The organism is Geothrix terrae, assembly GCF_022808775.1.
GTDB classification, from domain to species: Bacteria; Acidobacteriota; Holophagae; order Holophagales; family Holophagaceae; genus Geothrix; species Geothrix terrae.
The window spans coordinates 377,999-402,199 of sequence record NZ_JAKZLA010000002.1; the positions used below are offsets into that span (position 1 = coordinate 377,999).

The 24,201-nt window shown below is 68.1% G+C and carries 21 protein-coding genes; 8 read left to right on the forward strand and 13 right to left on the reverse strand.

Annotation, left to right across the window (positions count from 1 at the left end):
• Window positions 1-94 precede the first annotated feature (94 nt).
• The 8 genes from rfaE1 to MLE42_RS04820 form a co-directional block, all read right to left on the reverse strand.
• Window positions 95-1,099: a D-glycero-beta-D-manno-heptose-7-phosphate kinase gene (gene rfaE1, locus MLE42_RS04785; RefSeq protein WP_243286740.1), complete on the reverse strand. Its 1,005-nt coding sequence runs from the start codon at window positions 1,097-1,099 to the stop codon at window positions 95-97.
• Window positions 1,096-1,263: a Trm112 family protein gene (locus tag MLE42_RS04790; RefSeq protein WP_243286741.1), complete on the reverse strand. Its 168-nt coding sequence runs from the start codon at window positions 1,261-1,263 to the stop codon at window positions 1,096-1,098. The genes rfaE1 and MLE42_RS04790 overlap by 4 nt, the downstream gene beginning before the upstream one ends.
• A 110-nt stretch (window positions 1,264-1,373) precedes the next feature.
• Window positions 1,374-1,727, reverse strand: coding sequence for a P-II family nitrogen regulator (locus tag MLE42_RS04795; RefSeq protein WP_243286742.1), 354 nt, complete (start codon window positions 1,725-1,727; stop codon window positions 1,374-1,376).
• Window positions 1,728-1,739: 12 nt separating this feature from the next.
• Entirely contained in the window at window positions 1,740-3,449 is a 1,710-nt protein-coding gene (locus MLE42_RS04800) for an ammonium transporter (protein WP_243286743.1), read from the reverse strand.
• Between the two features lie 54 nt (window positions 3,450-3,503).
• On the reverse strand, window positions 3,504-4,412 hold the full coding sequence (locus MLE42_RS04805; RefSeq protein WP_243286744.1) for a TorF family putative porin: 909 nt from the start codon (window positions 4,410-4,412) through the stop codon (window positions 3,504-3,506).
• 183 nt (window positions 4,413-4,595) lie between these two features.
• Window positions 4,596-4,748: a hypothetical protein gene (locus MLE42_RS04810; RefSeq protein WP_243286745.1), complete on the reverse strand. Its 153-nt coding sequence runs from the start codon at window positions 4,746-4,748 to the stop codon at window positions 4,596-4,598.
• A gap of 299 nt (window positions 4,749-5,047) precedes the next feature.
• Window positions 5,048-6,589, reverse strand: a complete 1,542-nt coding sequence (locus MLE42_RS04815) for a sigma-54 interaction domain-containing protein (RefSeq protein WP_243286746.1) — start codon at window positions 6,587-6,589, stop codon at window positions 5,048-5,050.
• A gap of 85 nt (window positions 6,590-6,674) precedes the next feature.
• Window positions 6,675-7,367 carry a superoxide dismutase gene (locus MLE42_RS04820; protein WP_243286747.1) on the reverse strand — a complete coding sequence of 231 codons (693 nt, stop codon included), beginning with the start codon at window positions 7,365-7,367 and terminating at the stop codon, window positions 6,675-6,677.
• Window positions 7,368-7,692: 325 nt separating this feature from the next.
• Between MLE42_RS04820 and MLE42_RS04825 the strand changes: the two genes are divergently transcribed.
• Entirely contained in the window at window positions 7,693-8,760 is a 1,068-nt protein-coding gene (locus MLE42_RS04825) for a 3-deoxy-7-phosphoheptulonate synthase (protein WP_243286748.1), read from the forward strand.
• A 232-nt stretch (window positions 8,761-8,992) separates the two neighbouring features.
• On the opposite strand, the gene MLE42_RS04830 is transcribed toward MLE42_RS04825, so the two are convergent.
• The 3 genes from MLE42_RS04830 to MLE42_RS04840 form a co-directional block, all read right to left on the reverse strand.
• Window positions 8,993-11,797: a Kelch repeat-containing protein gene (locus MLE42_RS04830; RefSeq protein ID WP_243286749.1), complete on the reverse strand. Its 2,805-nt coding sequence runs from the start codon at window positions 11,795-11,797 to the stop codon at window positions 8,993-8,995.
• A 401-nt stretch (window positions 11,798-12,198) separates the two neighbouring features.
• Window positions 12,199-13,791, reverse strand: coding sequence for a methyl-accepting chemotaxis protein (locus MLE42_RS04835; protein WP_243286750.1), 1,593 nt, complete (start codon window positions 13,789-13,791; stop codon window positions 12,199-12,201).
• Between the two features lie 123 nt (window positions 13,792-13,914).
• Entirely contained in the window at window positions 13,915-15,951 is a 2,037-nt protein-coding gene (locus MLE42_RS04840) for a (Fe-S)-binding protein (protein ID WP_243286751.1), read from the reverse strand.
• A gap of 160 nt (window positions 15,952-16,111) precedes the next feature.
• Here MLE42_RS04840 and MLE42_RS04845 point away from each other — a divergent pair, with 160 nt between their 5' ends.
• The 6 genes from MLE42_RS04845 (at window position 16,112) to MLE42_RS04870 (ending at window position 19,955) form a co-directional block, all read left to right on the forward strand.
• The gene (locus MLE42_RS04845; RefSeq protein ID WP_243286752.1) at window positions 16,112-16,465 is read left to right on the forward strand and encodes a 6-pyruvoyl trahydropterin synthase family protein; all 354 of its coding nucleotides are present in this window, start codon (window positions 16,112-16,114) and stop codon (window positions 16,463-16,465) included.
• Complete coding sequence (lepB, locus tag MLE42_RS04850; RefSeq protein WP_243286753.1) at window positions 16,462-16,926, forward strand: signal peptidase I; 465 nt, start codon at window positions 16,462-16,464, stop codon at window positions 16,924-16,926. Before MLE42_RS04845 ends, lepB begins: the two co-directional genes overlap by 4 nt.
• A 26-nt stretch (window positions 16,927-16,952) precedes the next feature.
• Window positions 16,953-18,212: a DUF418 domain-containing protein gene (locus tag MLE42_RS04855; protein WP_243286754.1), complete on the forward strand. Its 1,260-nt coding sequence runs from the start codon at window positions 16,953-16,955 to the stop codon at window positions 18,210-18,212.
• A 121-nt stretch (window positions 18,213-18,333) separates the two neighbouring features.
• Window positions 18,334-19,251: a helix-turn-helix domain-containing protein gene (locus MLE42_RS04860; RefSeq protein ID WP_243286755.1), complete on the forward strand. Its 918-nt coding sequence runs from the start codon at window positions 18,334-18,336 to the stop codon at window positions 19,249-19,251.
• Between the two features lie 88 nt (window positions 19,252-19,339).
• Window positions 19,340-19,501, forward strand: a complete 162-nt coding sequence (locus MLE42_RS04865; protein WP_243286756.1) for a hypothetical protein — start codon at window positions 19,340-19,342, stop codon at window positions 19,499-19,501.
• Window positions 19,502-19,556: 55 nt separating this feature from the next.
• Window positions 19,557-19,955 carry a nuclear transport factor 2 family protein gene (locus MLE42_RS04870; protein WP_243286757.1) on the forward strand — a complete coding sequence of 133 codons (399 nt, stop codon included), beginning with the start codon at window positions 19,557-19,559 and terminating at the stop codon, window positions 19,953-19,955.
• Between the two features lie 4 nt (window positions 19,956-19,959).
• Here MLE42_RS04870 and lon read toward each other — a convergent pair whose 3' ends face one another.
• Complete coding sequence (lon, locus tag MLE42_RS04875; RefSeq protein ID WP_243286758.1) at window positions 19,960-22,362, reverse strand: endopeptidase La; 2,403 nt, start codon at window positions 22,360-22,362, stop codon at window positions 19,960-19,962.
• Window positions 22,359-22,745: an Hsp20/alpha crystallin family protein gene (locus MLE42_RS04880; protein ID WP_243286759.1), complete on the reverse strand. Its 387-nt coding sequence runs from the start codon at window positions 22,743-22,745 to the stop codon at window positions 22,359-22,361. Before MLE42_RS04880 ends, lon begins: the two co-directional genes overlap by 4 nt.
• 140 nt (window positions 22,746-22,885) lie before the next feature.
• Here MLE42_RS04880 and murA point away from each other — a divergent pair, with 140 nt between their 5' ends.
• On the forward strand, window positions 22,886-24,187 hold the full coding sequence (gene murA, locus MLE42_RS04885; RefSeq protein ID WP_243286760.1) for a UDP-N-acetylglucosamine 1-carboxyvinyltransferase: 1,302 nt from the start codon (window positions 22,886-22,888) through the stop codon (window positions 24,185-24,187).
• The last annotated feature ends 14 nt before the right edge of the window (window positions 24,188-24,201 follow it).

Sequence of the window (24,201 nt, forward strand, 5' to 3'; positions counted from 1 at the left end):
TGCTGAAGCTCCGCGCGGGGGTGCGGGAGGGTGCGCGCAGCGCGCCCCTAGATCCTCGCAGCGCGTGCGGTGCGAGGAGAACCCCCGCGGAGCATCAATTCGCTTCCTGCTCGTGGTAGTGGGCGAGCAGCTCGGCGGGCGTGACCGTGGCCGTGCCGACCTTGGCCACCACCAGCCCCGCGGCGGCGTTGGCCAGCATGGCCGCCTCCCGCCAGTCCGCGCCCGCGGCGATGGCGGCGCTGAAGGCCGCGATGACGGTGTCGCCCGCGCCGCTCACGTCGAAGACCTCCCGGGCCTCGGTGGGCACCATCCAGGGCGCCCGGTGGTCCCCGTCCGGCGCGAAGAGGGCCATGCCGCGCTCGCTGCGGGTCACCAGCAGGCCCTTCAGGCCCAGCTCGGCCACCAGGGACCGGCCCGCCTCCGTCACTTCCGCATCGGACTTCGCGGCGCGGTGCGTGAGCTCCGAGGTCTCCTTCGTGTTGGGGGTCATGAGCGTCGCGCCCCGGTAGAGGGCCTTGTGGGCGGGCTTGGGATCCACGATCCAGGGCAGTCCCTTGGCCGCGCAGAGCTCCCGCACCGTCTCCATGACCGGTTCGTTCACGGTGCCCTTGGCGTAGTCCGACACGATGAGGGCCGAGGCCTCGCCCAGGGCCCGCTCCAGGCGGTCCCTGAGGCCCATCAGCACGGCGGCTTCCGGCGGCCCGGACTCCTCTCGGTCGATGCGGAGCATCTGCTGCTGCTGGCCGATGACGCGGGTCTTGATGATGGTGGGGCGGGAAGGATCCAGCACCAGGCCTGAGATGGAGATGTCCAACCGGCCCAGCAAACCCAGCAGGCGGTCGCCGGCGATGTCCTTCTGCAAGGTGCCGATGAGCAGGGGCTCCGCGCCCAGGGCCTTGAGGTTGGCCGCCACGTTGGCCGCCCCGCCCAGCACCGCCTGTTCCCGCACCACGCGCACGATGGGCACGGGCGCCTCGGGCGAGATGCGGCTCACCTCCCCGAAGAGGTACTCATCCAGCATCACGTCGCCCAGCACGGCCACCTTGCGGCCATCCACACGCTGGAGCAGGGATTCGGCCTGGGCGCGGTCGAGTCTCACAGGTCCACCTTCTTGGCCTGGTCCACCAGCATCACGGGGATGCCGTCCTCGATGGGATAGAGCAGCCCGCAGTCCTGGCAGTGCAGCCCCTCGGCCTTCTCCACGAGGTCGCCGTGGCAGGCCGGGCAGCAGAGGATCTCGAGGAGGCGCGGGTCGAGCGGCATGGATCCAGCTTATCGGAATCCCGGAAGGTGGGAGGCCGCGGCTCGTCAGGGGGCGTCCGGGCCGGAAACCGGTCCCGGCGCCCCCCTACCACTCACCCTCCTCACATCCTTCACGGCCCGATGGCCGCGCCTCCCGACTCCCCCGTGCGCACCCGGAAGCACTCCTCCAGGTTGAGCACGAAGATCTTCCCGTCCCCCAGATGACTGGGCTCGGACTTCGCGGCGCTCATGATGGCCTCCACCGCGGGTTTGACGTACTCCTCGTTCACGGCGATCTCCAGCTTCACCTTGGGCAGCAGGCGGATGAGGCCGATCTTGCTGCCCCGGAACTGCTCGGCGTAGCCCTTCTGAGTGCCGCATCCCCGCACGTCGGACACGGTCATCAGGTAGATCTCCTTGGCCACCAGGGCGGCCTGCACCGCCTCGAACTTGTCGGGGCGGATGATGGCGACGATCATCTTCATGGTCGGATCCTCCTACAGGGACGTGGACAAGGCGGACCGCGAGCCGACGGCCGATTCCGAGTGGGCGGGGACCCGCAGGGGCGCTCCCGCCGGGGAGGCCAGGGCCGAGATCACGTATTCGGGATAGGCCGAGATGCCGTGCTCGTGGAGGTCCAGGCCGTCGTGCTCCGCGTCCTCGTGGAGCCGCAGGAGGCCCGCGGCGTCGATGGCATACATGACAGCGAAGGACACCGCCAGCGTGGAGACCGTGACGATGGCGCTGCCGAGGGCCTGGGCGGCCAGGACCTTGGTCCCTCCCCCGTAGAAGAGGCCCGTGAGCTTGGACGACAAGTCCGGCGCGACGGGGTCGCTGCCGATGGCGGAATACTGGCCGCTGGCGAAGAGGCCCAGCGAGAGCGTGCCCCAGATGCCGTTCATCATGTGCACGGGGACGGCGCCGATGGGATCGTCGATGCGCAGGTACTCCAGCAGGTCCACGCCCAGGATCACGATCACGCCGCCGATGGCCCCGATCATGACCGACCCGAAGGGACTCACCCAGTAGCAGGGCGCGGTGATGGCCACCAGGCCCGCCAGGAAGCCGTTGGTGATGGAGCCGGGATCCCACTTGCCCGTGCGGGCGTAGATGTAGAACACGGCAGTCAGGCCCGCGGCGCAGGCGGCGAGGGTGGTGTTGGCAGCCACCCGGCCGATGCCCTCGAAGTCCATGGCGGACAGGGTGCTGCCGGGGTTGAAGCCGTACCAGCCGAACCAGAGCAGCAGGCCGCCGCACACGGCGATGGTGAGGTCGTGGGGTGTCATGGGACCGCCGCCATCCCGCTTGAACTTGCGCCCGAGTCGGGGGCCGAGGACCACGGCACCGGCGAGGGCCACGGCGCCGCCGATGGTGTGCACCACCGTCGAACCGGCGAAGTCATGGAAGTTCATGCCCAGCGAGGGCAGGAACTTGCCGGCGCTGCCCATGGTGGCCAGGAAGCCGTCGGGCCCCCACGCCCAGTGGCCGATGATGGGATAGATGAAGCCGGACACGGCGAAGCTGTAGAGGATGTCGCCGATGAAATCCGTGCGGCCGATCATGGCGCCGGAGGTGATTGTCGAGCAGGTGTCGGCGAAGGCGAACTGGAAGAGCCAGTGGGCCAGGATCGCGACGCCCGTGGTGCCGTAGGTCGCCGGGGCGCCCTTGAGGAAGAACCAGTGGTACCCGATGAACCCGTTGCCCTCGCTGAACATGAACGCGTAGCCGAAGGCCCAGAAGAGGATGCCGCAGAGGCAGGTGTCGAAGACGCACTCCACCAGGACGTTCACCGTCTCCCGCGAGCGGCAGAAGCCCGCCTCCAGCATCACGAAACCCACCTGCATGGCGAAGACGAGGAAGGCCGCGATGAGTGTCCAGACCGTGTTGAGGGGGTTGATGATGTCCTTGGCGGCGACCGCCGGCGGCGCGGGCGCTGGTGCTGGTGCGGGCGCAGCAGCGGCGGGTGTGGTCGTGGCCACCACGGCGGCAGGGCTTGCGGCGGGCGGCACGTCCGCCCGGGCCGAGCTGCCATTCAGCAGCAGCGGGATGAGGATCATCATCCCGAACAGCGTGGCCACGCCCAGCAGCTTGCCCGAGGCCATCACGAAGCCGTAGCGGCGCCATTCCGGGTCCCTCAGGCGGGCGCCCAGCCGGACCAGTTTTTCGGAGAAGGAGAGCTTGTCGCGCTCGTGGGTGATCCTTGCCATCTCAGACTCCATGAAAAGGGATGAGGTGAAGAGCAGGCGTCGGAGGGGCGGCGCCTAGAAGGCCTTGGCGACGGTCAAGGTCAGGCGGCCCTTGCCGATGTTCCGGCCCATGGCGTTCTCGTAGACGGGCACGTTGCCGTCCGCGGCCCGCGCCCGCGTGTTCGCGTCCGTGGCGGCGAGGGCGAGCGTGTAGCCCCGGATCTCCTTCGCCAGGCCCACCTTGTAGTCCGAGTAGCTGAACAGGGCGTTGTCGCCGGTGAGCGTCGAGCCGTTGGAGAAGAAATCCGGATTCGCCTTGGCAGGATAGGTCGTCCGGCCACCGTGCAGGAGCACCGTCCAGCCGCTCTCTCCCAGCGGAATCGCAAGGCTGAGGTCCACGTAGCTCGTGCCCTTGCTGTTGAAGACCCCCATGGCAGTCTTGCTCAGCACCCGCGAGTACTTGAGGCTGGCCCAGGCGTAGCTCAGCCCGAGGTAGGCCTCGGTGGTGTCCGGGTTCCGGAAGGCCCCGAGGTTGTCGTAGGTGCCCGGGTAGAGGTAGCGGTAGAGGCCCACGTCCAGAACCCAGTCCTTCGCGAAGCCCCACTTGTAGCCCCCGAACAGGTCCAACTCCACGCCGGCGGAGTTCACCTTGTCCGGAGCGTAGAGGGGCGCCCCCACCGCGCCCGGCGAGCCCAGGGACACGGGGGCACTGGCGAAGCCCGCGTTCTGATCGGTGAACCAGGAGATGTTGCTCAGGCTGGTGCTGAGGTAGAACCCCGTGGGATGGACCAGGTCCAGCTCCGCTTGGACGGTGGGATTCCCGTCGGTCTGGGTGAGGCCGCGCCAGATGTACTGGGAGCCGAGGGTGGCCGAGCCGCTCAGGGCGAATCCCAGGAAGGAGGGGGGAGGCGGCGCGGCCGGGGTCTGGGCGGCGAGATCCGCTGCCAGGACCGCGAGCAGCGGAAGGAGCCTGGGTGGGGGCATGGGTGCTCCGGAAGGGGTGGGATCCGGGGGAGCCCTGGATCCGGATGGTGGGCGGAGGCCGGGCAGGGCCTCCCCGAGGGCCTGGGTGGCCCCGGGTGGAAGGAGATGGGAGGCGGGCGTCAGCAGGCCGGGGGCCTCCCGCCCCTCGAGGCGGGGAGGACCGGAATGGCGGGGCCCGGCGTATTAGGGATGGACGGGAAGCATGGGAGCGCGGAGAGGAGCCCGCCGGAGGCCGCCCGCCCCGCCGGCCTGGACATCGGCTGAGAAGAGCAGGGTGGACATGGCCGCAAAAGCCACCGCCACCGCGATACCCCGGAACAGGGTTCGGCGGTTCATGGGAGATGCTCCTTCCGTGGAGTGGGGGATCGGTGTGGCCTTCACCGAGGGAATCCGGTGGATCGGCTCAGGCCACGGCTCTCTTCCGATCCTCCCTGGAGTCCGGGAGCCGACCACCGGCTCCCCGTGCCCAGAAAAGAGAGCAGGGAACGTGCCTATTCATGGCGACAGGGTATAATTTCGTTTAAGATCTGCAATCAGTTATATTATGCGTTTGTGGATCGTCGGATTTTCTCGAAATCAGCTTGACAAAAATGTAATGAGGAATCGATTTAATTACATTTTTGTACAATTTCACCTCAGGATGACCGGAACCGCTCGGGCTCCAGCCCGTACTTCTGAACCTTGTAGTTCAAGATGCGCTCGGTGGTCTGGAGGAGGCGGGCGGCGCGGGAGCGGTTGCCCCGGGCAGATTTCAGGGCGTCCTGGAGCAGGTCCCGCTCGAAGGCCGCCACGGCCTCGCCCAGGGCCGTCCCCGGCACGGTGCCGGAGACCTCCGCCGTCTGGAGGGAGGGCGGCAGATGGTGGGCGTGGATCACGCCGCCTTCGCAGACGAGGATGGCCCGCTCGAGGGCGTTCTCCAGCTCGCGCACGTTGCCGGGCCAGTGGTAGGCCGTGAGCATGTCGATGGCCGAGGTGGAGATGCGGCGGACGTCCTTGCCCTGGGCCGCCGCGATCTTCTCCACGAAGTGGTCCGCCAGCAGCAGGATATCCGCCTGGCGCTCCCGCAGGGGCGGCAGGAAGATCTCGAAGACGCGGAGGCGGTAGTAGAGGTCCTCCCGGAAGGTCCCGGCCCGCACGGCGGCCTCCAGATCCCGGTTGGTAGCGGCCAGGAGCCGCACGTCCACCTTCACGGGCCGCACGCCGCCCAGGCGCTCGAACTCCCGCTCCTGGAGGACCCGCAGCAGCTTCACCTGGGTGGCCGGAGTCAGCTCGCCCACCTCGTCCAGGAACAGCGTGCCGCCGTGGGCCAGCTCGAAGCGGCCCTTCTTCACCTGGCGGGCGTCCGTGAAGGCGCCGGGCTCGTAGCCGAAGAGCTCGGACTCGATGAGGGGCTCGGGCAGAGCCCCGCAGTTCACCTTCACGAAGGGCTTGTCCGCCCGCGGCGAGTTGTAGTGGAGGGCGTGGGCCACCAGCTCCTTGCCCGTGCCGGACTCCCCGCGGATGAGCACGGTGGTGCTGCTGGGCGCCGCCTGGGCCACGGCCTCGTAGACCCGCTGCATGGCATGGCTGTGCCCGATGAGGTGGTGCAGCTCGTAGCGCTCCCGCAGCTCCAGGCGGAGCTGCTGGTTCTCCTCCACCAGCCGCTGCCGGTCCGCCGCCACCAGCCGCGCCACCTTCATGGCCAGGCCCACCATGGAGGCCGCGATCTGGAGGAGCTTGGTGTCCCGGTCGAAGTCCCGATTCCGGTCGTAGGGCACGGTGAGACAGAGGGTTCCCGCCGTCTTCCGGTCCAGGAACACCGGGATGCAGAAGAAGGACATGTCGGACTTCTTCCGCTTCTGGGCCTTCAGGACGCCTGTCCGGTCCAGGAAGAGGGGCTCCAGGCTGGCCTGGGGGACCACGATGGCCTTGCCGGTGGCCAGCACCCGCCCGTTGATGCCCTCGCCCACCCGGTAGCGGGCCCGCGCCACCTCCTGGCTGGAGAGGCCCCGGGCGGCCTCGACCCGGAGCGCGCCCCCCTCCTCGTCCGCCAGCAGGATGGCACCGTTCAGGGCGCCGAAGGCCTCGGCCAGGATCTCCAGGACTCGGGGCAGCGAGGCCCGGATGTCCGAGGCGGCCAGGGCCTGGCTCAGCTCCAGCAGGGGCGAGAGGTGAAGGGCGTCCTCCGAGGCGGCCATGGGGGCTCCGGTGAGTGATCTACAAAATTGTACAGACCTTGGTTCGATCTTACAATTTTGTAAATCTCCCAGAGAACCCCAGATTTCAGAAGCGTTTCTCGACCACGCGCCAGTCGATGAGGGGCTTCACGGCGTCCACGTACTTGGCCCGGCCCGTGGCGCCGTAGTCCTTCACGTAGGCGTGCTCCCACACGTCCACGACCAGGAGCGCCTGGGCGCCCACGGCAACGGCGTTCTCGTGGTCCTGGAACCAGGCGTTCATGAGCCGGTCCGAGGCCGGGTCCTTCAGGAGGGCGCCCCAGCCGATGCCCGTCATGGTGCAGGTGGCCTTGAAGGCGGCCCACCAGGCGTCGAAAGAACCCCAGGTGGCGGCGATGGCCTGATGGAGGGGATGCGTTGCACTGGGCTTGGCGGCGCTGGCGGACAGGGCCTCGAAATAGAGCTCATGGAGGCGCATGCCGCTGAACTCGAAGCCCAGGCGCCGATGCAGCTCCTGCACCGCGGGACCGGCCTTGCCCTCCCGTTCCGCGGCGAGCGTGTCCCTGAGGAGGGCATTCGTGCGGCTCACGTAGCCCTTGTAGAGCGTCAGGTGCTCCGCCAGCAGCTCCTTGCCGAGGCCGGGCAGCCCCGTGCCGAAGTCGAAGGGCCGGGCGGCGTAATCCGCCAGGGGATTCCCCGTGGGCTTCGCGTCCGTGGCGCCGGGGCCCAGGCCCTTGGCGTGGAGTCCGGCCCCCACGGCGCCGGCGGCGAGGGTTCCGAGAAGGGTGCGGCGGTCCATGGCGGCTCCTTGGAAAGAAGCCCAGCCTAGTCCATGTCCCGACAAATATGAATTCGATTATCAAAAAACAATCATTGATTGGATGTTCAGCGTCTGTCGGACCGCCATCCGGAATCTGTTGGCACCTTGACGTTCCGGCCTCCGGGGGTCCAGCATGGGACACCTTCGGACCCCGCCATGACGTCCCGCTTCCATCGCTATTATTGGTTCCCGCGCACGGATCGTGCGTGGCACGGCGAGGGTCCAGCCTGATACCTGGAACATCCCCATGACCACCCCGATCCGTTCTCCGGATCGGGGTTTTTCTTTATCCCGGAAGGCCCCCATGACCCACCAGGCGCTCGAGAACCTCAACATCGATTCGTTCGACCGGATGCCTTCGCCGGCGGAGATCCACGCGGCCCTGCCCGTGCCCGACACCGTGGCGGAGACTGTGGCCGGCGGCCGCCGGGACCTCCAGCGCATCCTCGCCCGGGAGGATCCCCGCCTCATGGTGGTGGTGGGTCCCTGCAGCATCCACGACCCCGTGGCGGGCCTCGACTACGCGCGGCGGCTCAAGGCCCTCTCGGACGAAGTCGCGGACACGCTGCTGCTGGTCATGCGGGTCTACTTCGAGAAGCCCCGCACGTCCACGGGCTGGAAGGGCTTCATCAACGATCCCCGCATGGACGATTCCTTCCACATCGAGGAGGGCATGCGGAAGGCCCGGGAGTTCCTGCTCCGCATCGGAGAGATCGGCCTGCCGGCGGCCACCGAGGCGCTGGACCCCAACACGCCCCAGTACATCGGCGACCTCATCAGCTGGACGGCCATCGGTGCCCGGACCTCCGAATCCCAGACCCACCGGGAGATGTCCAGCGGCCTGTCCACCCCCGTGGGCTTCAAGAACGCCACAGACGGCGACCTGGCCGCCGCCGTGAACGCCATCCTCTCCGCCTCCCGCCCCCACAGCTTCCTGGGTCTGAACGACCAGGGCTCGGCGGCCATCGTGCGCACCAAGGGGAATCCCCACGGGCATCTCGTCCTGCGCGGCGGGGGCGGCCGCCCCAACTACGACACCGTCAGCATCGCCCTGGCCGAAGGCGCCCTCCGCAAGGCCGGACTGCCCGGGAACATCGTGGTGGACTGCTCCCATGCCAACAGCCACAAGAACCCCCGCCTCCAGCCCCTGGTCCTCCAGGACTGCGCCCACCAGATCCGGCGGGGCAATGCGTCCATCGTCGGAGTCATGGTGGAGAGCTTCCTCGAGGAGGGCAGCCAGCCCATCCCCGCGGACCTGTCCACCCTCCGCTACGGCTGCTCGGTGACCGATGCGTGTCTGGGCTGGGACGACACCGCCGCCATGCTCCGGGAGACCCGGGATCTGCTGAAGGATGTGTTGTCCAAGCGCTGAGCCGTTCCGGGATCCCGCCCGCGCCTCAACCATCTGGCTTCACCCCTGAAGGAGCGTCCGCATGCCGTCATCCATGGATAGCGTGCGGGTCTCGTCCACGGGGGCTTCCTTCTGGATCGCCAGAGACAATCGTCATTCACCAACTGGTCGTGGATGCCGATGCGCCCCTTGTAGCCGCGCCTTTCACACTTCGGGCGGCCTTGGGTACGGAAGAGACGAAGCAGACGCCCGTCTAGGGCCTGTAGATCTCGGTGACCAGATCGCCACCAGGGCCGAAAGCAACCATGATGTCTCCGTTGGGGAAACGTATGGAACTGTGGCCTGCCCGTGGCAAGGCCAGGTTATCCGCCGGCGTCCAGACCTGCGTGGCGGGATCGTAGAGCTCCGCGCTGCTGAGGATCGAGTTGGAAGAATTCCTACCTCCCACCACCAGAACCTTGCCGTTCGCGAGGAGGTCAGCCGAATGGCCTCTGCGCGCCGATCCCATGGCGGAAGTCGGGAGCCAGCCGTTCGTCGTGGGATCGAATACTTCAGCACTGTCCAAGGTTCCGGAAGCCCCAGTCCCGCCTGTCACGAGTACCCGCCCATCCGACAGCAGCGTGGCCATGTGGCCCCGGCGGGCCGTTCCGAGGGCGCCCACCGCGGTCCAGGTCTCTCCAGCAGGATCGTAGAGTTCAGCGTTGGCGATTGGATCGGAGAAGCTCCCACCACCGACCACCAACACCTTCCCGGTGGAAAGCAGGGTGGAGGTGTGGCCGACACGGGCGATTCCGAGGCTGGTGGTGGGTCGCCAAGTTGAAGTGGCGGGATCGTAGAGTTCGGCGCTCTCCGATGCGATGCCTCCGACGAAACCTCCCACGACCAGGACCTTCCCATTGGGGAGCAGCGTGGCAGTCTGTTGGCCTCGCGTAGTATTTAAACTGCCGACCGGGGTCCAGGACCCATTGGCAGGGTCGTAGAACTCAGCGCTGGTGAAGCCTGGCTGCGAGAGGGCGTCACCGCCTACCGCCAGAACTTTCCCATCCGAGAGCAAAGTGGCTGTGTGACCTCTGCGGGTGGTGCCCATGTTCTTCGCGGGCGTCCAGTATCCAGTCGCAGGGGCGGCGATTTCCGCATCGTCAAGGATTCCTCGCGGGAAGTTCTCTCCTCCCGCGACCAGCGCCTGCCCGTTCGCGAGAAGGGTTGCTGTGTGGAACTCGCGGGGGGCCATCGGTTGCCCAGCCAGGGGCTTCCAAGTCCCGTTTCCCGAGTCGTAGATTTCGGAACTGGCGATGTCATAGAAGTACAGGGACCCGCGGCCGCCGGTCACCAGGACGGTCCCGTCCTGGAGCAGGGTGGCTGTATGGCCGAACCGCCCCGTCCCCAGGTTGCCGGCGGGTGTCCAGGTCGATGCCGCGGGGTCGAAGATGGCCGTGCTGAAGAGGAAATTGTCGTGATATTCGCCACCCGCCATCAGCACCCGCCCATCCGGGAGGAGGGTGGTCGTATGGTGGCGGCGTTCTTCCCCCATGGTGGCCGTGAGAGCCCAGGTCCCGGTCCCGGGATCGTAGATTTCAGCGCTGGAGGTTCCCGAGATGAGGATTGAACCTCCCGTCACGAGGACCTTCCCATCCGCGAGCAGGGTGGCCGCGCACTCGTTCCGCGCTTGGTTCAGGCTTCCGGCGGAAACCCAGGTGCCGTCCGCCGGGTCGTAGAGCTCCGTGACAGGGTTGTCCTCGGAACCTCCGGCCACCAGGACCTTCCCGTCCACCAACCGCGTGGCCGTGTGGAAGGTCCGCGCGATCCCCATGCTGCCGGTGGGTGTCCAGGTTCCAGTTGCAGGGTCGTAGACTTCCGCGGTGGCCGTATGACCGCCTGCCGCGAGTACCTTCCCGTCCGGGAGCAGCGTGGCCGTGCAGGCGCTCCGAGAGGTTCCCGGGTTGCCCGTGCGATGCCAGGTTCCTGAGGCGGGGTCGTAGAGCTCGGCCGTGCCATTGCCTGCCACCAGCACCTGGCCGGTGCGGAGGAGGGTGGAGGTGTGCCAGTCCCGCGGATTCGCCATGCTGCCGACGAGGTTCCAATGGCCCGTCTCGGGATCGTAGACCTCGGCGCTGTTCCCGCCGCCGCCTGTCACCAGCACGCGGCCACTGGGGAGGCGCGTGGCCTGGCAGGGGAACCTCTTGACCGAAGCACCTCCGTTCTTGACCAGCCAGGTTCCCGTCTGGATGGTGACCTTCCGAGTGGAGGCGATCGCATCCCCGGCCTGGTTCTGGACATCCACCTTGAGGTGGAAGGTGCCCACCGATGGGCCCGCCGAGAAGCTGATCACATGGGTACCCTGCCCGGCGGTGATGCTGGCCGTGCCGGTGCTGGAGACGATGGTCCAGAGGTAGGTCATCCCATGCTGGTGGGGCACGCTGGCCTTCATCCAGGCATCGCCGGGGTGGGTTTTCAAGGGCAGAGCCAATTCGGCGTTGGGGGCGGGCACGACGGAGGCGGAGGCGCTCCCGGAGCCGCTGCCGCCATAGGCAGTGACGACCACCGTGGCGGTCAGGGTGGTGCCGGCCACGCCGGCGGTGAAGGTGATGGCGGGGCTTCCCTGGCCTGAGGTGAGCGTCCCGCCGGTCAAGGTCCAGGCATAGACGGCCTTCGGCCCCCAGTCCGGGGTGCTCGCCACGAGCCCCGCCTTTCCCTCGGTGACGAAGGGAGCCAGGTACACCACCGGGTTCTCGGGCGGGGCCTCGGCCTTCACCGTCAGTCGCGCATATCGACTCTGGACCTCCGACTGGCCGGAGGTCAGGCGCACGAAGAATCTGGAACCACTGTCGCTCAGCTTCAGGGGAGGCGTCGTGTACTCGGGCGATGTCGCCCCAGGGATCAGGCGGGTGCGCTCCCCGGTTGGGTCACAGTACCACTGGTAGCGGAGTTCCCCGCTCCCGGCGGTGGCCACCACGGAGAAGGTCGCCGTCTGCCCCGGGCCCACCTTCTGGTCCGTGGGTTGGGTGAGGACGATGATCCCGACCGGAGCCTCATCGCTCCATAGGGCGCCACCCGCCATCCCCAGTGCCAGGAGTACGGGCACACAAAGGAGGCGAATGAGCGTCGCCGCGCATCGACTGATTCTTGACCAAACCATTGGATACCCCCTGTGAATGGAAGTGGTTGGCCGCCGCCATGAGGGCCACTGGCCCTCTCCCATGATCAGTGATCATTGTAAAAATAAGGCTACAGGCGATTACAATATCACCATATTACATGAATATGCCATTCGCCCCCTGGCGCAATGCTGATTTTTTCGTGTGCATCCTCGCGGCCGGACTCCCCATCCAGCCATGGATCGCCCTTAGGCAGTCCCCCTAGGGACCGGGAGCCGGCTGTCCGGGAACGTCGTGGTGGACTGTTCCCGTGCTAACAGCCACAGGAACCCCCGCCTCCTGATCGGACCTCAGCCCTGGGTTCTCAACCCTGAGCGAGGTCGCGGGCGGGCCCTTCGAGCACGAAGGCCCTGGCGCTCTCGTCGAGGGCTGTCGCCTGCGACGACAGGACCTCCGACGTGGCCGACATCTCCTCGGCGGCCGTCGCGTGCCGCTGCACCACCTGGGAGAGCTCCTCGAGGGCTCGGTTGATCTCCCGCACCGTATGATCCTGGGCCATGGCCGCCTCGGCAAAGGCCTGCAGCTTCCGGGCGCTCCGCGTCACCTCGGGCGCCACCCGCGCGAGCAGCGCCTCGGCGCGCACGGCGATGCCCACGCTCCGATCCGAGATGGCGCGGATCTCCTTGGCTCCCTCCCCGCTGCGCTCCGCGAGCTTCTGCACTTCGGCGGCCACCACCGCGAAGCCGCGTCCGTGGACACCGGCGCGCGCCGCCTCGATGGCGGCGTTGAGGGCCAAGAGGTTGGTCTGGTAGGCGAGGTCCTCCACCATGCCGATCCGCTCGGCGATGTCGCGCATGGCCGCCGAGGTCTCCGCGGCGGCGCTGGTCCCGACCCGCACTTCCTCGGCCACGCCGGCGGCCCGATCGCTGGCCTTCCTCGCATCCTCCGCGGCCCGGGCCGCGCCCGCAGCCAGTTCCTGCATGGAAGCCGTCAGCTCCTCCACCGAGGCCGCCTGCTCCGAAGAGCCATGGCTCACATCCTGCGAGGTGGCGTTCAGCTGGGTGCTCACCTGCTTGACGACCTCGACGGAGTGCTGGAGCGTGGCGATCAGGGAGGCCACCGCCTCCCGCATGGCGCGCAGGGCGCTGGCCATCGCGCCGGTCTCGTCCTGCGCGGCCTCGAAGGCCTTCAGTGAATCGTCCTCGCGGAAATCGTAGCCGGCCAGGCGGCCCAGGCTGGCGGTGATCGCCAGGATGGGCCGGGAGATCCGGTGCCCGAAGTTCGCCCACACCGCCACGGTCACGACCAGACACACGGCGACCACGGCGAGCAGCACCTGGGTGCGCTGCCGAATGTCAGCCAAGGCGGCCGCCCGTTCGGTGGCCACGATCGCGTCGATGTCGTCTACGTAGTTGCCGGTGCCGATCACCCAGCCGAACGACGGCACCAGGAGCGAGTAGGCCCGCTTGGGCAGCGGCACGGTGCCGCCCTTCTTCGGGAACCAGTAGTCGCTGTAGCCACCGCCGCTGGTGCCCGCCCGGATGATGTCCCGCATGTACGGGGTGCCCTTCTGATCCACCGCATCAATCCGGTTCTTGCCTTCAAGAATGGGCTGGGTGGCATGCACCATGTTCAGGCCATCCACCGTGTCCGCCCAGAAGTAGCCTTCCTGGTCGTACCGGAGTCCGCGCAGGAGATCGGCGCCGAGCCGCTTCGCCTCCTCGGCCTTGATCTCCCCCTTCTGCTGCCGCTCGGCGATCCCGGCGAGCATGGACGCGGCCGTCTCGACCTCGAGGCGGGCCCGCCGGTCGTAGTCGGCACGCAGGGTCCGCTCGAGCTGCTCGATGCGCTGTTCGGACGTGCGCCGCCCCTCAATGACAAGGAAGGTTCCGAGCGCCACGCCCGCGATCGAAGCTGTTGCGACCGTAAGGGAGATGATCTTCGCTGCGATGCGCATGCCTGGAGCCTCGTGAGCGGGAACCCCATCATCTGACCACAGGGGGTGGAGACCGTGGTTACGAAACTTCTCCAGGGGTCCCGGGACGCTTCAGGCGCCCCGGGACCCCCGGGAAGGCCGGGGTCAGGCCCCCAAGGCCTTGGCGGCCAGTTCCAGCACATCCGTGGTGGCCACGCCTTCGTGGTTGGTCTCGCCCGCCGCGTTGTTCAGCATGACGTTGCAGAAGGGGCAGCCCACGGCGATGGTGGTGGCCTTCGTCTCCAGGGCCTGCTCGAAGCGTTCGTGGTTCACGCGCTTGCCCAGGTGCTCCTCCAGCCAGAAACGCCCGCCGCCGGCGCCGCAGCACATGGTGGCTTCGCCGTGCTTCTCCATCTCCGTGAGCTTCACGCCGGGGATGGCGCCCAGGATGGCGCGGGGCGCCTCCACCTGGCCGTTGATGCGGCTGAGGTAGCAGGGGTCGTGGTAGGTGAGGTCCACGTCCACCTTCTGGTCGAGCTTGAGCTTCCCTTCGGCCATGAGCTTGGCCACCAGCTCGGTGCCGTGCACCACCTCGAAGTCGCCGCCGAAGGCCGGGTACTCGTTCTTCAGGGTGTTCAGGCAGTGGGGGCAGTTGGTGACGACCTTCTTCACGCCGTGGCCCTTGAGGGTCTCGATGTTGGCCTCGGTGGCGGACTGGTAGAGGTATTCATTGCCCAGGCGCCGGGCGGACTCGCAGGTGCAGCTCTCCTCGGTGCCCAGGATGGCGAAGGAGACATTGGCGGCCTTCAGCAGCTTCACGAGGGACTTGGACACCTTCTGGCCCGCGGCGTCATAGCTGCCGGCGCAGCCCACCCAGAAGAGGTACTCGGCCTCCGGATTCTCGGCGAAGGTGGGCACCTCCAGCCCATCCGCCCACTTGGCGCGATCCGCCTGGGGCAGGTTCCAGGGGTTGCCCTGACGCTCCATGCCCTTGAAGGCGGTCTGCGCCTCGGCGGGGAAGTCGCTCTCCTCCAGCGTGAGGTAGCGGCGCATGCCCACGAGCTTGTCCACGAAGCTGATCTGCAGGGGGCAGGCCCACTCGCAGTAGCCGCAGCTGGTGCAGGCCCAGATGGTGTCCTGGCTGATCCAGCCCTCGAGCTGTTCCTTGCTCCAGGGCGCCTCCTCGTCATCGCGCTTCCAGTACGAGCCTTCGGGCACGGGGCCGCCGATGAGCTTGCGGTCCTCGGGCACGGGCTTGTCCTGTCCCATCTGCTCCAGGGGCGTGGCCTTCAGGTAGTCCCGCAGGTCGGTGCCGAAGTTCTTGGGGCGCAGCGGCTTGCCCGTGAGCGTCGTGGGGCAGTTCTCCAGGCAGCGGCCGCACTCCACGCAGGTGTAGAAGTCCAGCATCTGCTTCCAGCTGAAGTCCTGGATCCGGTTGACGCCGAAGTGCTCGGCCTCCAGGTCCATGGGCTTGAGGTTCTTCTGGGGCTCCAGCTCGCGGAAGTAGATGTTGAAGAGGCTGGTGAAGACGTGGAAGTGCTTGGAGTAGGGCAGGAAGTTGGCGAAGAAGTAGAGGACGGCCAGGTGCAGCCACCACATGGCCTTGTAGAGCACCAGGAGCCCGGTCTGGCTCAGGCCGCCCAGCAGGTTGGCCACGGCCACGCCCGCCGGGGACCAGGCCGCCCAGGCGGGATGGTGCAGGGCCACGAAGGCGCCGTCGGCCAGCAGGTCCGTGACCATGAGGCCGCCGATGAGGCTCAGGGTGGCCCAGGCGTCCCAGGAGTTCTCCAGGCGCCAGGGCTTGGCGGCCAGGCGGCGGAAGGTGGCCAGGCCCAGGCCCAGGAGCACCAGCACCTCGAAGATGTCCTTGGTGGCCTGGTAGCCGAGGCCGAAACCGCCGAGGGCTTCGGTCATGTGCCATCCGAAGAGGCCCTCCAGCACCAGCCCGATGGTGCGCAGAGACAAGACGCAGAAGCCCCAGAAGATGAGGATGTGGTAGAAGCCCGCGTACTTGTCGCGGACCATCCGCTTCTGCATCAGCGCGAGGGTGAAGACGCCCTTCAGGCGCACCCAGGGCTGGTCGAAGCGGTTGTCCGGCAGGCCCGCCTTCAGGGTGGCGATGCGCAGGCGGATGGTCCACGCGAAGAACCCGCCCGCGGCCAGCGTCATGATCCAGAACAGCGCGATTTCCAGGGCCTTCATGGCGGTCCCTCCAGCAGTCAAGGTTCAGCTCGTCCCTCGGCAAGGAGCCGGAGGCCGATCATTGTCTCACCCGGTTATCAGGTATGCGGTCGAAGGCCCAGTGTAGCCGTGCCCATGACAAACTGAAGGCCCGACCTGGAGTCAGTTTCCGGAGCCCCCTTTGAGTCCCGCCGCCCCCCTGATCTTCGAAGCCGCCGTGACCCGTCCCCTGTCGGTGGTGTTCCGCACGGGCGAGACCTGGGAGGGCCACGACTACACCGTGGAGGTGGTGGCCGCCCGCCCGGGCCTGGACGCTTTCGACGTGGTGGTGGACTTCCGGGACCTGGAGGCGGCCCTCGACCGCAGCCTGGCGCCCCTCCAGGGGAAGCTCCTCTCGGAGTTGGGCCTGGACGGTCCGCTGGCCCTGGCCCGGCGGCTGCTGATCGAGTTGGCCCCCTTCGTCCCCGACCCCGCCCGTCTCAAGGAAATCGCGCTGACGGACGGACGGGGAAGGCGGCTGGCCCTCCGCCCGTGAAGCCCTGGATCCCCCTGGCCGCCCTGGCCCTGGCCCTGTCGCCCCTGACGGTGCTGCATCCGATCCGGGTGTCGGGGCACAGCATGGAGCCCGCGCTCCGCGATGGCGACCTGTGCTGGGCCGTGCGGGCCTGGGCCAGCCATGGGCCCAGGCGGGGGGAAGTCTGGGTCGTGGCGGGTCCCCACGGCTCCTCCGTGAAGCGGGTGCTGGGACTTCCCGGCGAGACCCTGACCTGGAACGGTCCGGATCTCTGGATCGACGGCCAGCGCCTGGAGGAACCCTGGGTCGTCCACCCCGAGCGGGGTGGCGCGGGACGCCAGGTCTGCGGGGCTGGCTACCTGGTCCTGGGCGACAACCGCCCCGACAGCCAGGATGGGCGAACCTGGGGTCCGCTCCCGGGCCGATCCCTCCAGGGGAGGCTCCTCGGTTCGGGCCTCGCGGGGAAGCCAGACTCCCGATAGGCTTCCGTGCATTCCCAGGAGCCCGCATGGATCATCTCGAGGCCCGGCCGGTGTCCCAAGCCGAGCGGCTGGGCCACCTGGACGCCCTCCGCGGCGCGGCCCTGTTCGGCGTCCTCATCATGAACGTGCCCTGGTTCTTCGCGCCCGAGGCGCGGGTCCAATCCCTCCGCGACTCCTGGCCCAGCCTGGCCGACGGGATGACGGCCTTCCTGAGCACCGTCTTCCTGGCCGGGAAGGCCATGACCCTCTTCTCGATGCTCTTCGCCGTGGGTCTGAGCATCCAGAAGGAGCGGATCGAAGCGCGGGGGGAGGCCTTCGGCCCCTTCATCCGGCGCCGGCTCGCGGTCCTGCTCGGGTTCGGCATCCTGCACGTCCTCCTGCTCTGGATGGGGGACATCCTCCACGCCTATGCGCTGTGCGGCTTCCTTCTCCTGCCCTTCCTGGGAAGGCGGACCCGCACCGTCTGGATCTGGACCGCCTGCCTCTGGGGGCTGGGATTGGGCGCCGGACTCGTCGTCTCCATCCTCCACCTGCGCCGGGGGACCCCACCGATGCCTTCCGCTGCCGAGCTGGCCGCGGCCCGGGCCTGGACCAGCCAGTGCCTGGCGGCCTACGGCCAGGGAACCTGGTGGCAGATCCTCGTCTTCCGCCTCCGGGACTGGCTCCATGACGCCAGTGGCCTGCTCCTGGGGGGGCTCGGATACTCCACCTTGAACTTCCTCGTCGGCCTCGGAATCTGGAAATCGGGCCTTCTGAGGGATCCTGCCGCCCACCTCCCCCTGCTCCGCCGGATCGCCAAGGGGGGCTTGGCCCTGGGCCTCCTCCTGGGCCTCGTGTGGGCCGGCCGGGACACACCCCAAGTCAGGGCCTGGGCCCTCACCCACTGGCCCGTCTCCCGCTGGCTGCTGCCGCTCCGCGCCCTCACCACCCTGCAACCCATGATCCTGGCCCTCGGGTACGGGGCCGGCCTGCTGCTGCTTTGGCAGGATGAAACCTGGCGCCGCTGGCTCCAGATCCTGACTTGGCCGGGGCGCATGGCTTTCACGAACTACCTGGCCCAGAGCCTCGTCATGACGGCCATCTTCTATCACTGGGGCCTGGGCCTCTACGACCGCATGGGTCTCGCTTCCGCCACCCTGCTCGGGGTCGTGGTCTTCGGGCTGCAGGTCCTGGCCAGCCGGTGGTGGCTCGCGCGATTCCAGTTCGGCCCCCTGGAGTGGGTCTGGCGCTCCTTGAGCTATGGACAGATCCAGCCCTTCCGCCTGCGCAGATCAGCCGCGGGATGAGCCAGCCAGGAGGCCTGGGGATGTGGAAGGACCTGGCGGTGATCCAAGGGGGCATGCGTCCTGACAAGAAGATTCGGGAACCGGCCCACCACCTCCACAGAGAGTGCACTAGGATGAGGGCATGCCGGGCCGCCCTGACATTCCCGTCTCCTTCCGGGGCCTGTACGACAGCCCCCTCGTCAGGGTCCGGGAATACCGCTGCCGTGCCTGCTGTGGCGGCCCCGGGCCAGAAGAGGCGTCCGACGCCAACACGCTCATTCTCATGCGGCATGGCGCCTTCTGCCGGCATTTCGGCCGGAGCCACGCCACCGCGGACGTCAACCAGGCGGTCTTCTTCTCGAAGGGATCCACGTACCGGGTGAGCCACCCGATGGACGGCGGGGACAGGGGTACGGTGTTCGCCGTCGCACCGCGGGTCCTCCATGACATCATCCGGGAGCTGGATCCCACCGTGGATGATCGGCCGGAACAGCCCTTCCCCTTCGTGGCCGGCCCCTGCGAATCGACGGTCTTCTGGAGACACCGGGAGCTGGTGCAGCGTCTGGAAGCGGGAATCGAGGCTCTGGAACCCTTCTGGGTGGATGTGACCGCCCTTCAGATCGTGGCCGACACCCTCGAGGCGGCCTTCGCCCAGCAGGGCCATCCCCGTCGCAGTCGCCGGGAAGGCACGGAAGCCGACCACGTGAACCTCGCCGAAGCGGCCAAGAGCCATCTTGCGGCTCGGCTGGGGGAGCGCCTCACCCTCGACGAGGTGGCCCAAGCCGTCCACGCCTCGCCCTTCCACTTCGCCCGCGTGTTCCAGCAGCGCACAGGGATTTCCATCCATCGCTACCTCACCCTGCTGCGGCTGAGGGCCTCGTTGGAGCGCCTGGCGGGCGGCGAGGAGGACCTGACCGCCCTGGCCCTGGACCTCGGCTTCTCCAGCCACAGTCACTTCGCGGACGCCTTCCGGAAGGAATTCGGCCGCTCGCCCTCGGAGGTGCGCAGGAACGCCAGCCTCCGGACGCTGCATCAAATGAGCAAGAATCTGGAAGTTTGAGAATCCCCCCCTTCCTACCTTTGTTCTCACAGGGTTCGAGCCCGGCGGCCATGGTGGTCCCACGTCGAACCCTCAAGAGGAGAAGGTGATGAGCATCGAAAAGTGCCCCGTGTGCGACTGGGACATGAAGGACGGCGGGATCAAGGTGCGCGTGGCAGGCAGGGAACTCACGGTCTGCTGCGACGAATGCGCCGCCAAGGTCAAGGCGAACCCCAGCGCCTACGCCGCCATGACCATTAGGCACCCCTGAACGCCAGGGCCCGAATCCAGGTGGATCGGGCCCTCTCTCTCCCATGGGGAAACGCATGACCTCAGCCCACGAACAGACCATCCGCCGCGTCTACGCGGCCTTCAACCGATGGGACATCCCGACCATCCTGGATAGCTTTGCGCCCGACATTGAGTGGGTGGCCGCAGACCACTCCCCCTTGGCCGGGCACAGCCCCTACCGGGGCCTGGAGGCAGTCCGGGATGGCGTCTTCACCCCCATCGGCGCCCACTTTGAAGTGACCATCCGCGTCGATGAACTCCTGGAGGCAGGCGATCGGATCGTCATGCTCGGGTACTACGAAGGCAGCCCCAAAGCCACCGGCAGGCGGTTCCGCGCCCAGGTGGCCCACGTCTGGACCCTGGCCCAGGGCAAGGTCCGCCGCTTCCAGCAGTACACGGACACCTTCCAGCTGGCGGAAGCGCTCCAGCCCTGAATCCTCAGCCGCAGGGACCCTCTTCCAGGACCGCGCCGAGCGCCTCGTACACCTGGTCGATCCAGATGATCTGCAGCCGCTCCCGGGCCAAGGGGGGGATGTCCTCCAGCTCCTTCCGGTTGCGGGAGGGCAGCATGACGCGGGTGATCCCGGAGCGCAGGGCCGCCAGCACCTTCTCCTTGATGCCGCCCACGGGCAGGACGAGCCCCCGCAGGGAGATCTCTCCGGTCATGGCCGTATCGCTCCGGACGGAGCGTCCGGTGAACAGGGAGACCAGCGCGACGAACATGGCGATGCCGGCGCTGGGCCCATCCTTCGGCGTCGCCCCGGCTGGCACGTGGATGTGGACGTCCAGCCGCTCGAAGTCCTCACCCGCCAGACCAAGCTCGCCCAGGTGCCCCTTCAGGAGGGACAGGGCGGCCTGGGCGCTCTCCTTCATCACGTCGCCCAGCTGGCCGGTCAGGAGGAGCTTGCCGCTGCCTGGCATCCGGGCCGCCTCGATGAACAGGATGTCGCCGCCCACGGGAGTCCAGGCAAGCCCCGTGGCCACGCCTGGCTTCCCTGAGCCCATGGCGCTCTCCGACTCGAATCGGGGCGGACCGAGGATCTCGCCCAGATCCTCCGGCTTCACCCGGACGGCCGCCACGGCCCCCTCGGCGACGCCCATGGCCACGTGGCGGAGCACGGATCCGATCTCCCGCTCCAGGTTGCGCACGCCGGCCTCCCGCGTGTAGTCCCGGACGATGGCGGTGAGGGCTCCCTCGCCGAAGGCGCATTGCTCCGCCGCGAGCCCGTGGACCGCCAGCTGCCGCCCCACCAGGTAGCGACGGGCGATCTCGAGCTTCTCCTCCTCGGTGTAGCCGGGGAGCTGGATCACCTCCATGCGGTCCCGGAGGGGGCCCGGAATGGTGTCCAGCACATTGGCCGTGCCGATGAACATCACGTGCGACAGGTCGAAGGGGAGGCCGAGGTAGTTGTCGCGGAACGTGGCGTTCTGCTCCGGATCCAGGGCCTCCAGGAGGGCCGAGGCCGGATCTCCATGGAACCCCCCGGCGCCCAGCTTGTCCATCTCGTCCAGCATGAACACCGGGTTGCGCGTGCCCGCGCCATGGATGCCCTGGATGATGGTGCCAGGCAGGGCGCCGATGTAGGTGCGCCGGTGGCCCCGGATCTCCGCCTCATCGTGGACGCCGCCTAGGCTCGCATGCACGAACTTCCGCCCGGTGGCATGCGCGATGCTCTGCCCGAGCGAGGTCTTTCCCACCCCAGGCGGACCGACGAAACAGAGGATGGGGCTTTTGCCGCCGGGGTTGAGCTTGCGGACCGCCAGGTACTCGAGCATGCGCTTCTTGATCTTCTCCAGGCCGTAGTGGTCCGCGTCCAGGATCTTCCGCGCCTCGGCGATATCAATGCCGGCCTCGCTTTCACGGGACCAGGGCAGCTCGGTCAGCCAGTCCAGATAGGTGCGGATCATGGAATATTCGGCGGCCGAATCCGGCATGCGCTGCAGGCGCTTCAGCTCCTTGCGGGCCTGCTTCTCGACGTCCTCCGGCATCTTCGCGTCGGCGATCGCCTTCGCGACCGCGTCCAGCTCCGCCGCCGTCTCGTCCGTGTCACCGAGCTCCTTCTGGATCTGTTTCAGCTGCTCGCGCAGGAGGAACTCCCGCTGCTGGGCGTTCATGGCCTCCCGCGTCTGCTCGGTGATCTTGCGGGACATGTGGATCACTTCCAGGGCATGGGCCATGCGCGCCAGCACTTTGTCCATCCGCTCCCGCACATCGAAGGTCTCGAGGATGTCCTGCTTGTCCTGGGCCTTGATGTCCATCAGCCCGGCCACCAGGTCGGCGGCGGGCCCGGGCGAGCTGAGCTGCTGGATGGCGTTGATCAGCTCCAGGGGAGGCATGGGAAGGGCTTCGGCGTATTCCTGAACCTGCTGGCGCAGCGTGACGACCCGGGCTTCCAGGGCGCTGGACAGGGTCTCGTCTTCGCGGACCCGGGCGATGCGGGCGACCAGGAAGGGCCAGCCTTCGAGGAATTCAAGCACCCGGAAGCGCTGTTCGCCGTGGCAGATGAGGTGGTGGGAGCCATCCGGCGTCGTGATGAATCGGAGGATGTGGGCCAGGGTTCCCACCCGGTAGAGGTCTTCCGGACCCGGCTCATCCTCGGCCGGATCCCGCTGCAGCAGGAGCCCCAGCGCGCGTTCCGCCTTGATGGCCTCCTGCGCCGCGATGACGGATGGCTGTCCCTGGCCGATGGTCACCACCGTCACCATGCCAGGGAAGAGGTCAAGTTTTCGCACGGTGATGATGGCCGTGGCGTCCTTTGGAAGGTCGGGGCCCGACCGGGGCTCCGGCTCTGCCTCTCCTGCGGGTTCGCGGTCGGTCCGCGATCCATGGTTCCTGTTCATGGGCCTTCAACCTTCCGGAACGTGAGGAGCAGGCAGCCGTCGCACCATTCATTCCGGACGATCTCGAGCCCCGGGGGCAGGCCCTCAATCCGGCGCTCGAAGTGGCCATGGGGAATTTCCATGCGGTGGATGGCACCGACGCGCTCCTTCCAGGGAACGGGAAGATCTCCGCTGATCACCAGGTCTGTCCCTTCCCAGAGCACCTTCAGGCGGTCGACGGACCTGCCGGGCAGCGCCACCACGATGCGCAGGGCCCCACCGGATTCGAAGATGTCCACCGGCGGTTCCCAGGCCGGGTGCGGCGAAGTGGACCGGCCCACGTGGAAGAACTGCTTCTGCAGGCGCTCGGCCTCGTTCAGCACCTCGAGGGCGCGGGTCCACATCCAGATTCGGGGATCGCCGGGTTTCATGGTGGGAGCACCGGGGTAAACCTTCAGGGCCGCCCTCCGCCCGACCCCACTTCAAGCATGGTGATCCATCCCCCCTCCGCAAGGTTGGGCTACGCTGGAAGGCTGGAGTTTCGATGGACCGACTGGTGATCCAAGGTGGACAGGCCCTGCGGGGGCGCATCCGGGTGTCGGGGGCGAAGAACGCCGCCTTGCCCTGCCTGGCGGCGGCCCTGCTGACGCCGGATGCCGTCGTACTGTCCAATCTGCCCGCGGTGGCGGACATCCGCACCATGGTGAAGGTGCTCCAGGCCCTGGGCACGGACGCCGTCCTGGAGCCCGAGGGCGAGGGCTTCGAGCTGACCGCCAAGCTGGCCTGCGCGGGCAGCGAGGATCCCAAGGCCCCCTACGAGCTGGTGAAGACCATGCGGGCCTCCATCCTGGTGCTGGGGCCCCTCCTCGCCCGCTTCGGCAAGGCCACCGTGAGCCTGCCCGGCGGCTGCGCCATCGGGGCCCGCCCCGTGAACCTGCACCTGGAGGCCCTGGAGCGCATGGGCGCCGTGATCGAGATCAGCCACGGCTACATCCACGCCTCGGTGAAGGGCCGCCTCAAGGCCATCGACCACGCCTTCGCGAAGGTGAGCGTGGGCGCCACGGAGAACATCCTCATGGCCGCCGCCCTGGCCGAGGGCACGACGGTCCTGCGCAACGCGGCCCAGGAGCCCGAGATCGGCGACCTGGCCCAGCTGCTGGTCAAGATGGGCGCGGCCATCGAGGGCATCGGCACGGGCACCCTCACCATCACCGGGGTCGGGCGCCTCCACGGCTGCGAGCACACCGTCATCCCCGACCGCATTGAGGCCGGCACCTACCTGTGCGCCGTGGCCGCCGCCTGCGGTGACGTCGTGCTGGACCGCTGCGAGCCCGAGCACCTGCGGGCCCTGCTGGACCTGCTAGAGCGCTCCGGCTGCGTCATCACGGAGCGCGAGGGCCAGGATGGCCGCCAGCTCCGCATCCAGCGCGAGTGCGGCCAGAAGCTGCGCTCCAAGGACGTCACCACCCTGCCCTACCCCGGCTTTCCCACGGACCTGCAGGCCCAGGTGATGGCCGTCATGACCCAGGCCTGCGGCATCAGCGTCATCAACGAGGGCATCTTCGAGAACCGCTTTCAGCACGCCATGGAGCTGGAGCGCCTGGGCGCCAACCTGCGCACGGACGGCCACACGGCCATCGTGGCCGGCCCCGCGGAGCTGACGGGCTGCACGGTCATGGCCACGGACCTCCGGGCCAGCGCCGCCCTGGTCATCGCCGGCCTCGTGGCCACGGGCGAGACCATCGTGGATCGCATCTACCACCTGGATCGCGGCTACGCCGGCCTGGAGAAGAAGCTCCAGGGCGTGGGCGCCCGCATCGAGCGCGTGGGCGGCGGCCGGGTCTAGGCCGATCCGGACGG

Excerpts from the sequence above, each read along its gene's own strand:
- MLE42_RS04790 (WP_243286741.1), bottom strand. The coding sequence starts at position 1,263 with ATGCCGCTCGACCCGCGCCTCCTCGAGATCCTCTGCTGCCCGGCCTGC.
- MLE42_RS04795 (WP_243286742.1), bottom strand. The coding sequence starts at position 1,727 with ATGAAGATGATCGTCGCCATCATCCGCCCCGACAAGTTCGAGGCGGTG.
- MLE42_RS04800 (WP_243286743.1), bottom strand. The coding sequence starts at position 3,449 with ATGGCAAGGATCACCCACGAGCGCGACAAGCTCTCCTTCTCCGAAAAA.
- MLE42_RS04805 (WP_243286744.1), bottom strand. The coding sequence starts at position 4,412 with ATGCCCCCACCCAGGCTCCTTCCGCTGCTCGCGGTCCTGGCAGCGGAT.
- MLE42_RS04810 (WP_243286745.1), bottom strand. The coding sequence starts at position 4,748 with ATGAACCGCCGAACCCTGTTCCGGGGTATCGCGGTGGCGGTGGCTTTT.
- MLE42_RS04815 (WP_243286746.1), bottom strand. The coding sequence starts at position 6,589 with ATGGCCGCCTCGGAGGACGCCCTTCACCTCTCGCCCCTGCTGGAGCTG.
- MLE42_RS04820 (WP_243286747.1), bottom strand. The coding sequence starts at position 7,367 with ATGGACCGCCGCACCCTTCTCGGAACCCTCGCCGCCGGCGCCGTGGGG.
- MLE42_RS04825 (WP_243286748.1), top strand. The coding sequence starts at position 7,693 with ATGACCCACCAGGCGCTCGAGAACCTCAACATCGATTCGTTCGACCGG.
- MLE42_RS04830 (WP_243286749.1), bottom strand. The coding sequence starts at position 11,797 with ATGGCGGGTGGCGCCCTATGGAGCGATGAGGCTCCGGTCGGGATCATC.
- MLE42_RS04835 (WP_243286750.1), bottom strand. The coding sequence starts at position 13,791 with ATGCGCATCGCAGCGAAGATCATCTCCCTTACGGTCGCAACAGCTTCG.
- MLE42_RS04840 (WP_243286751.1), bottom strand. The coding sequence starts at position 15,951 with ATGAAGGCCCTGGAAATCGCGCTGTTCTGGATCATGACGCTGGCCGCG.
- MLE42_RS04855 (WP_243286754.1), top strand. The coding sequence starts at position 16,953 with ATGGATCATCTCGAGGCCCGGCCGGTGTCCCAAGCCGAGCGGCTGGGC.
- MLE42_RS04860 (WP_243286755.1), top strand. The coding sequence starts at position 18,334 with ATGCCGGGCCGCCCTGACATTCCCGTCTCCTTCCGGGGCCTGTACGAC.
- MLE42_RS04865 (WP_243286756.1), top strand. The coding sequence starts at position 19,340 with ATGAGCATCGAAAAGTGCCCCGTGTGCGACTGGGACATGAAGGACGGC.
- MLE42_RS04870 (WP_243286757.1), top strand. The coding sequence starts at position 19,557 with ATGACCTCAGCCCACGAACAGACCATCCGCCGCGTCTACGCGGCCTTC.
- lon (WP_243286758.1), bottom strand. The coding sequence starts at position 22,362 with ATGAACAGGAACCATGGATCGCGGACCGACCGCGAACCCGCAGGAGAG.
- MLE42_RS04880 (WP_243286759.1), bottom strand. The coding sequence starts at position 22,745 with ATGTGGACCCGCGCCCTCGAGGTGCTGAACGAGGCCGAGCGCCTGCAG.
- murA (WP_243286760.1), top strand. The coding sequence starts at position 22,886 with ATGGACCGACTGGTGATCCAAGGTGGACAGGCCCTGCGGGGGCGCATC.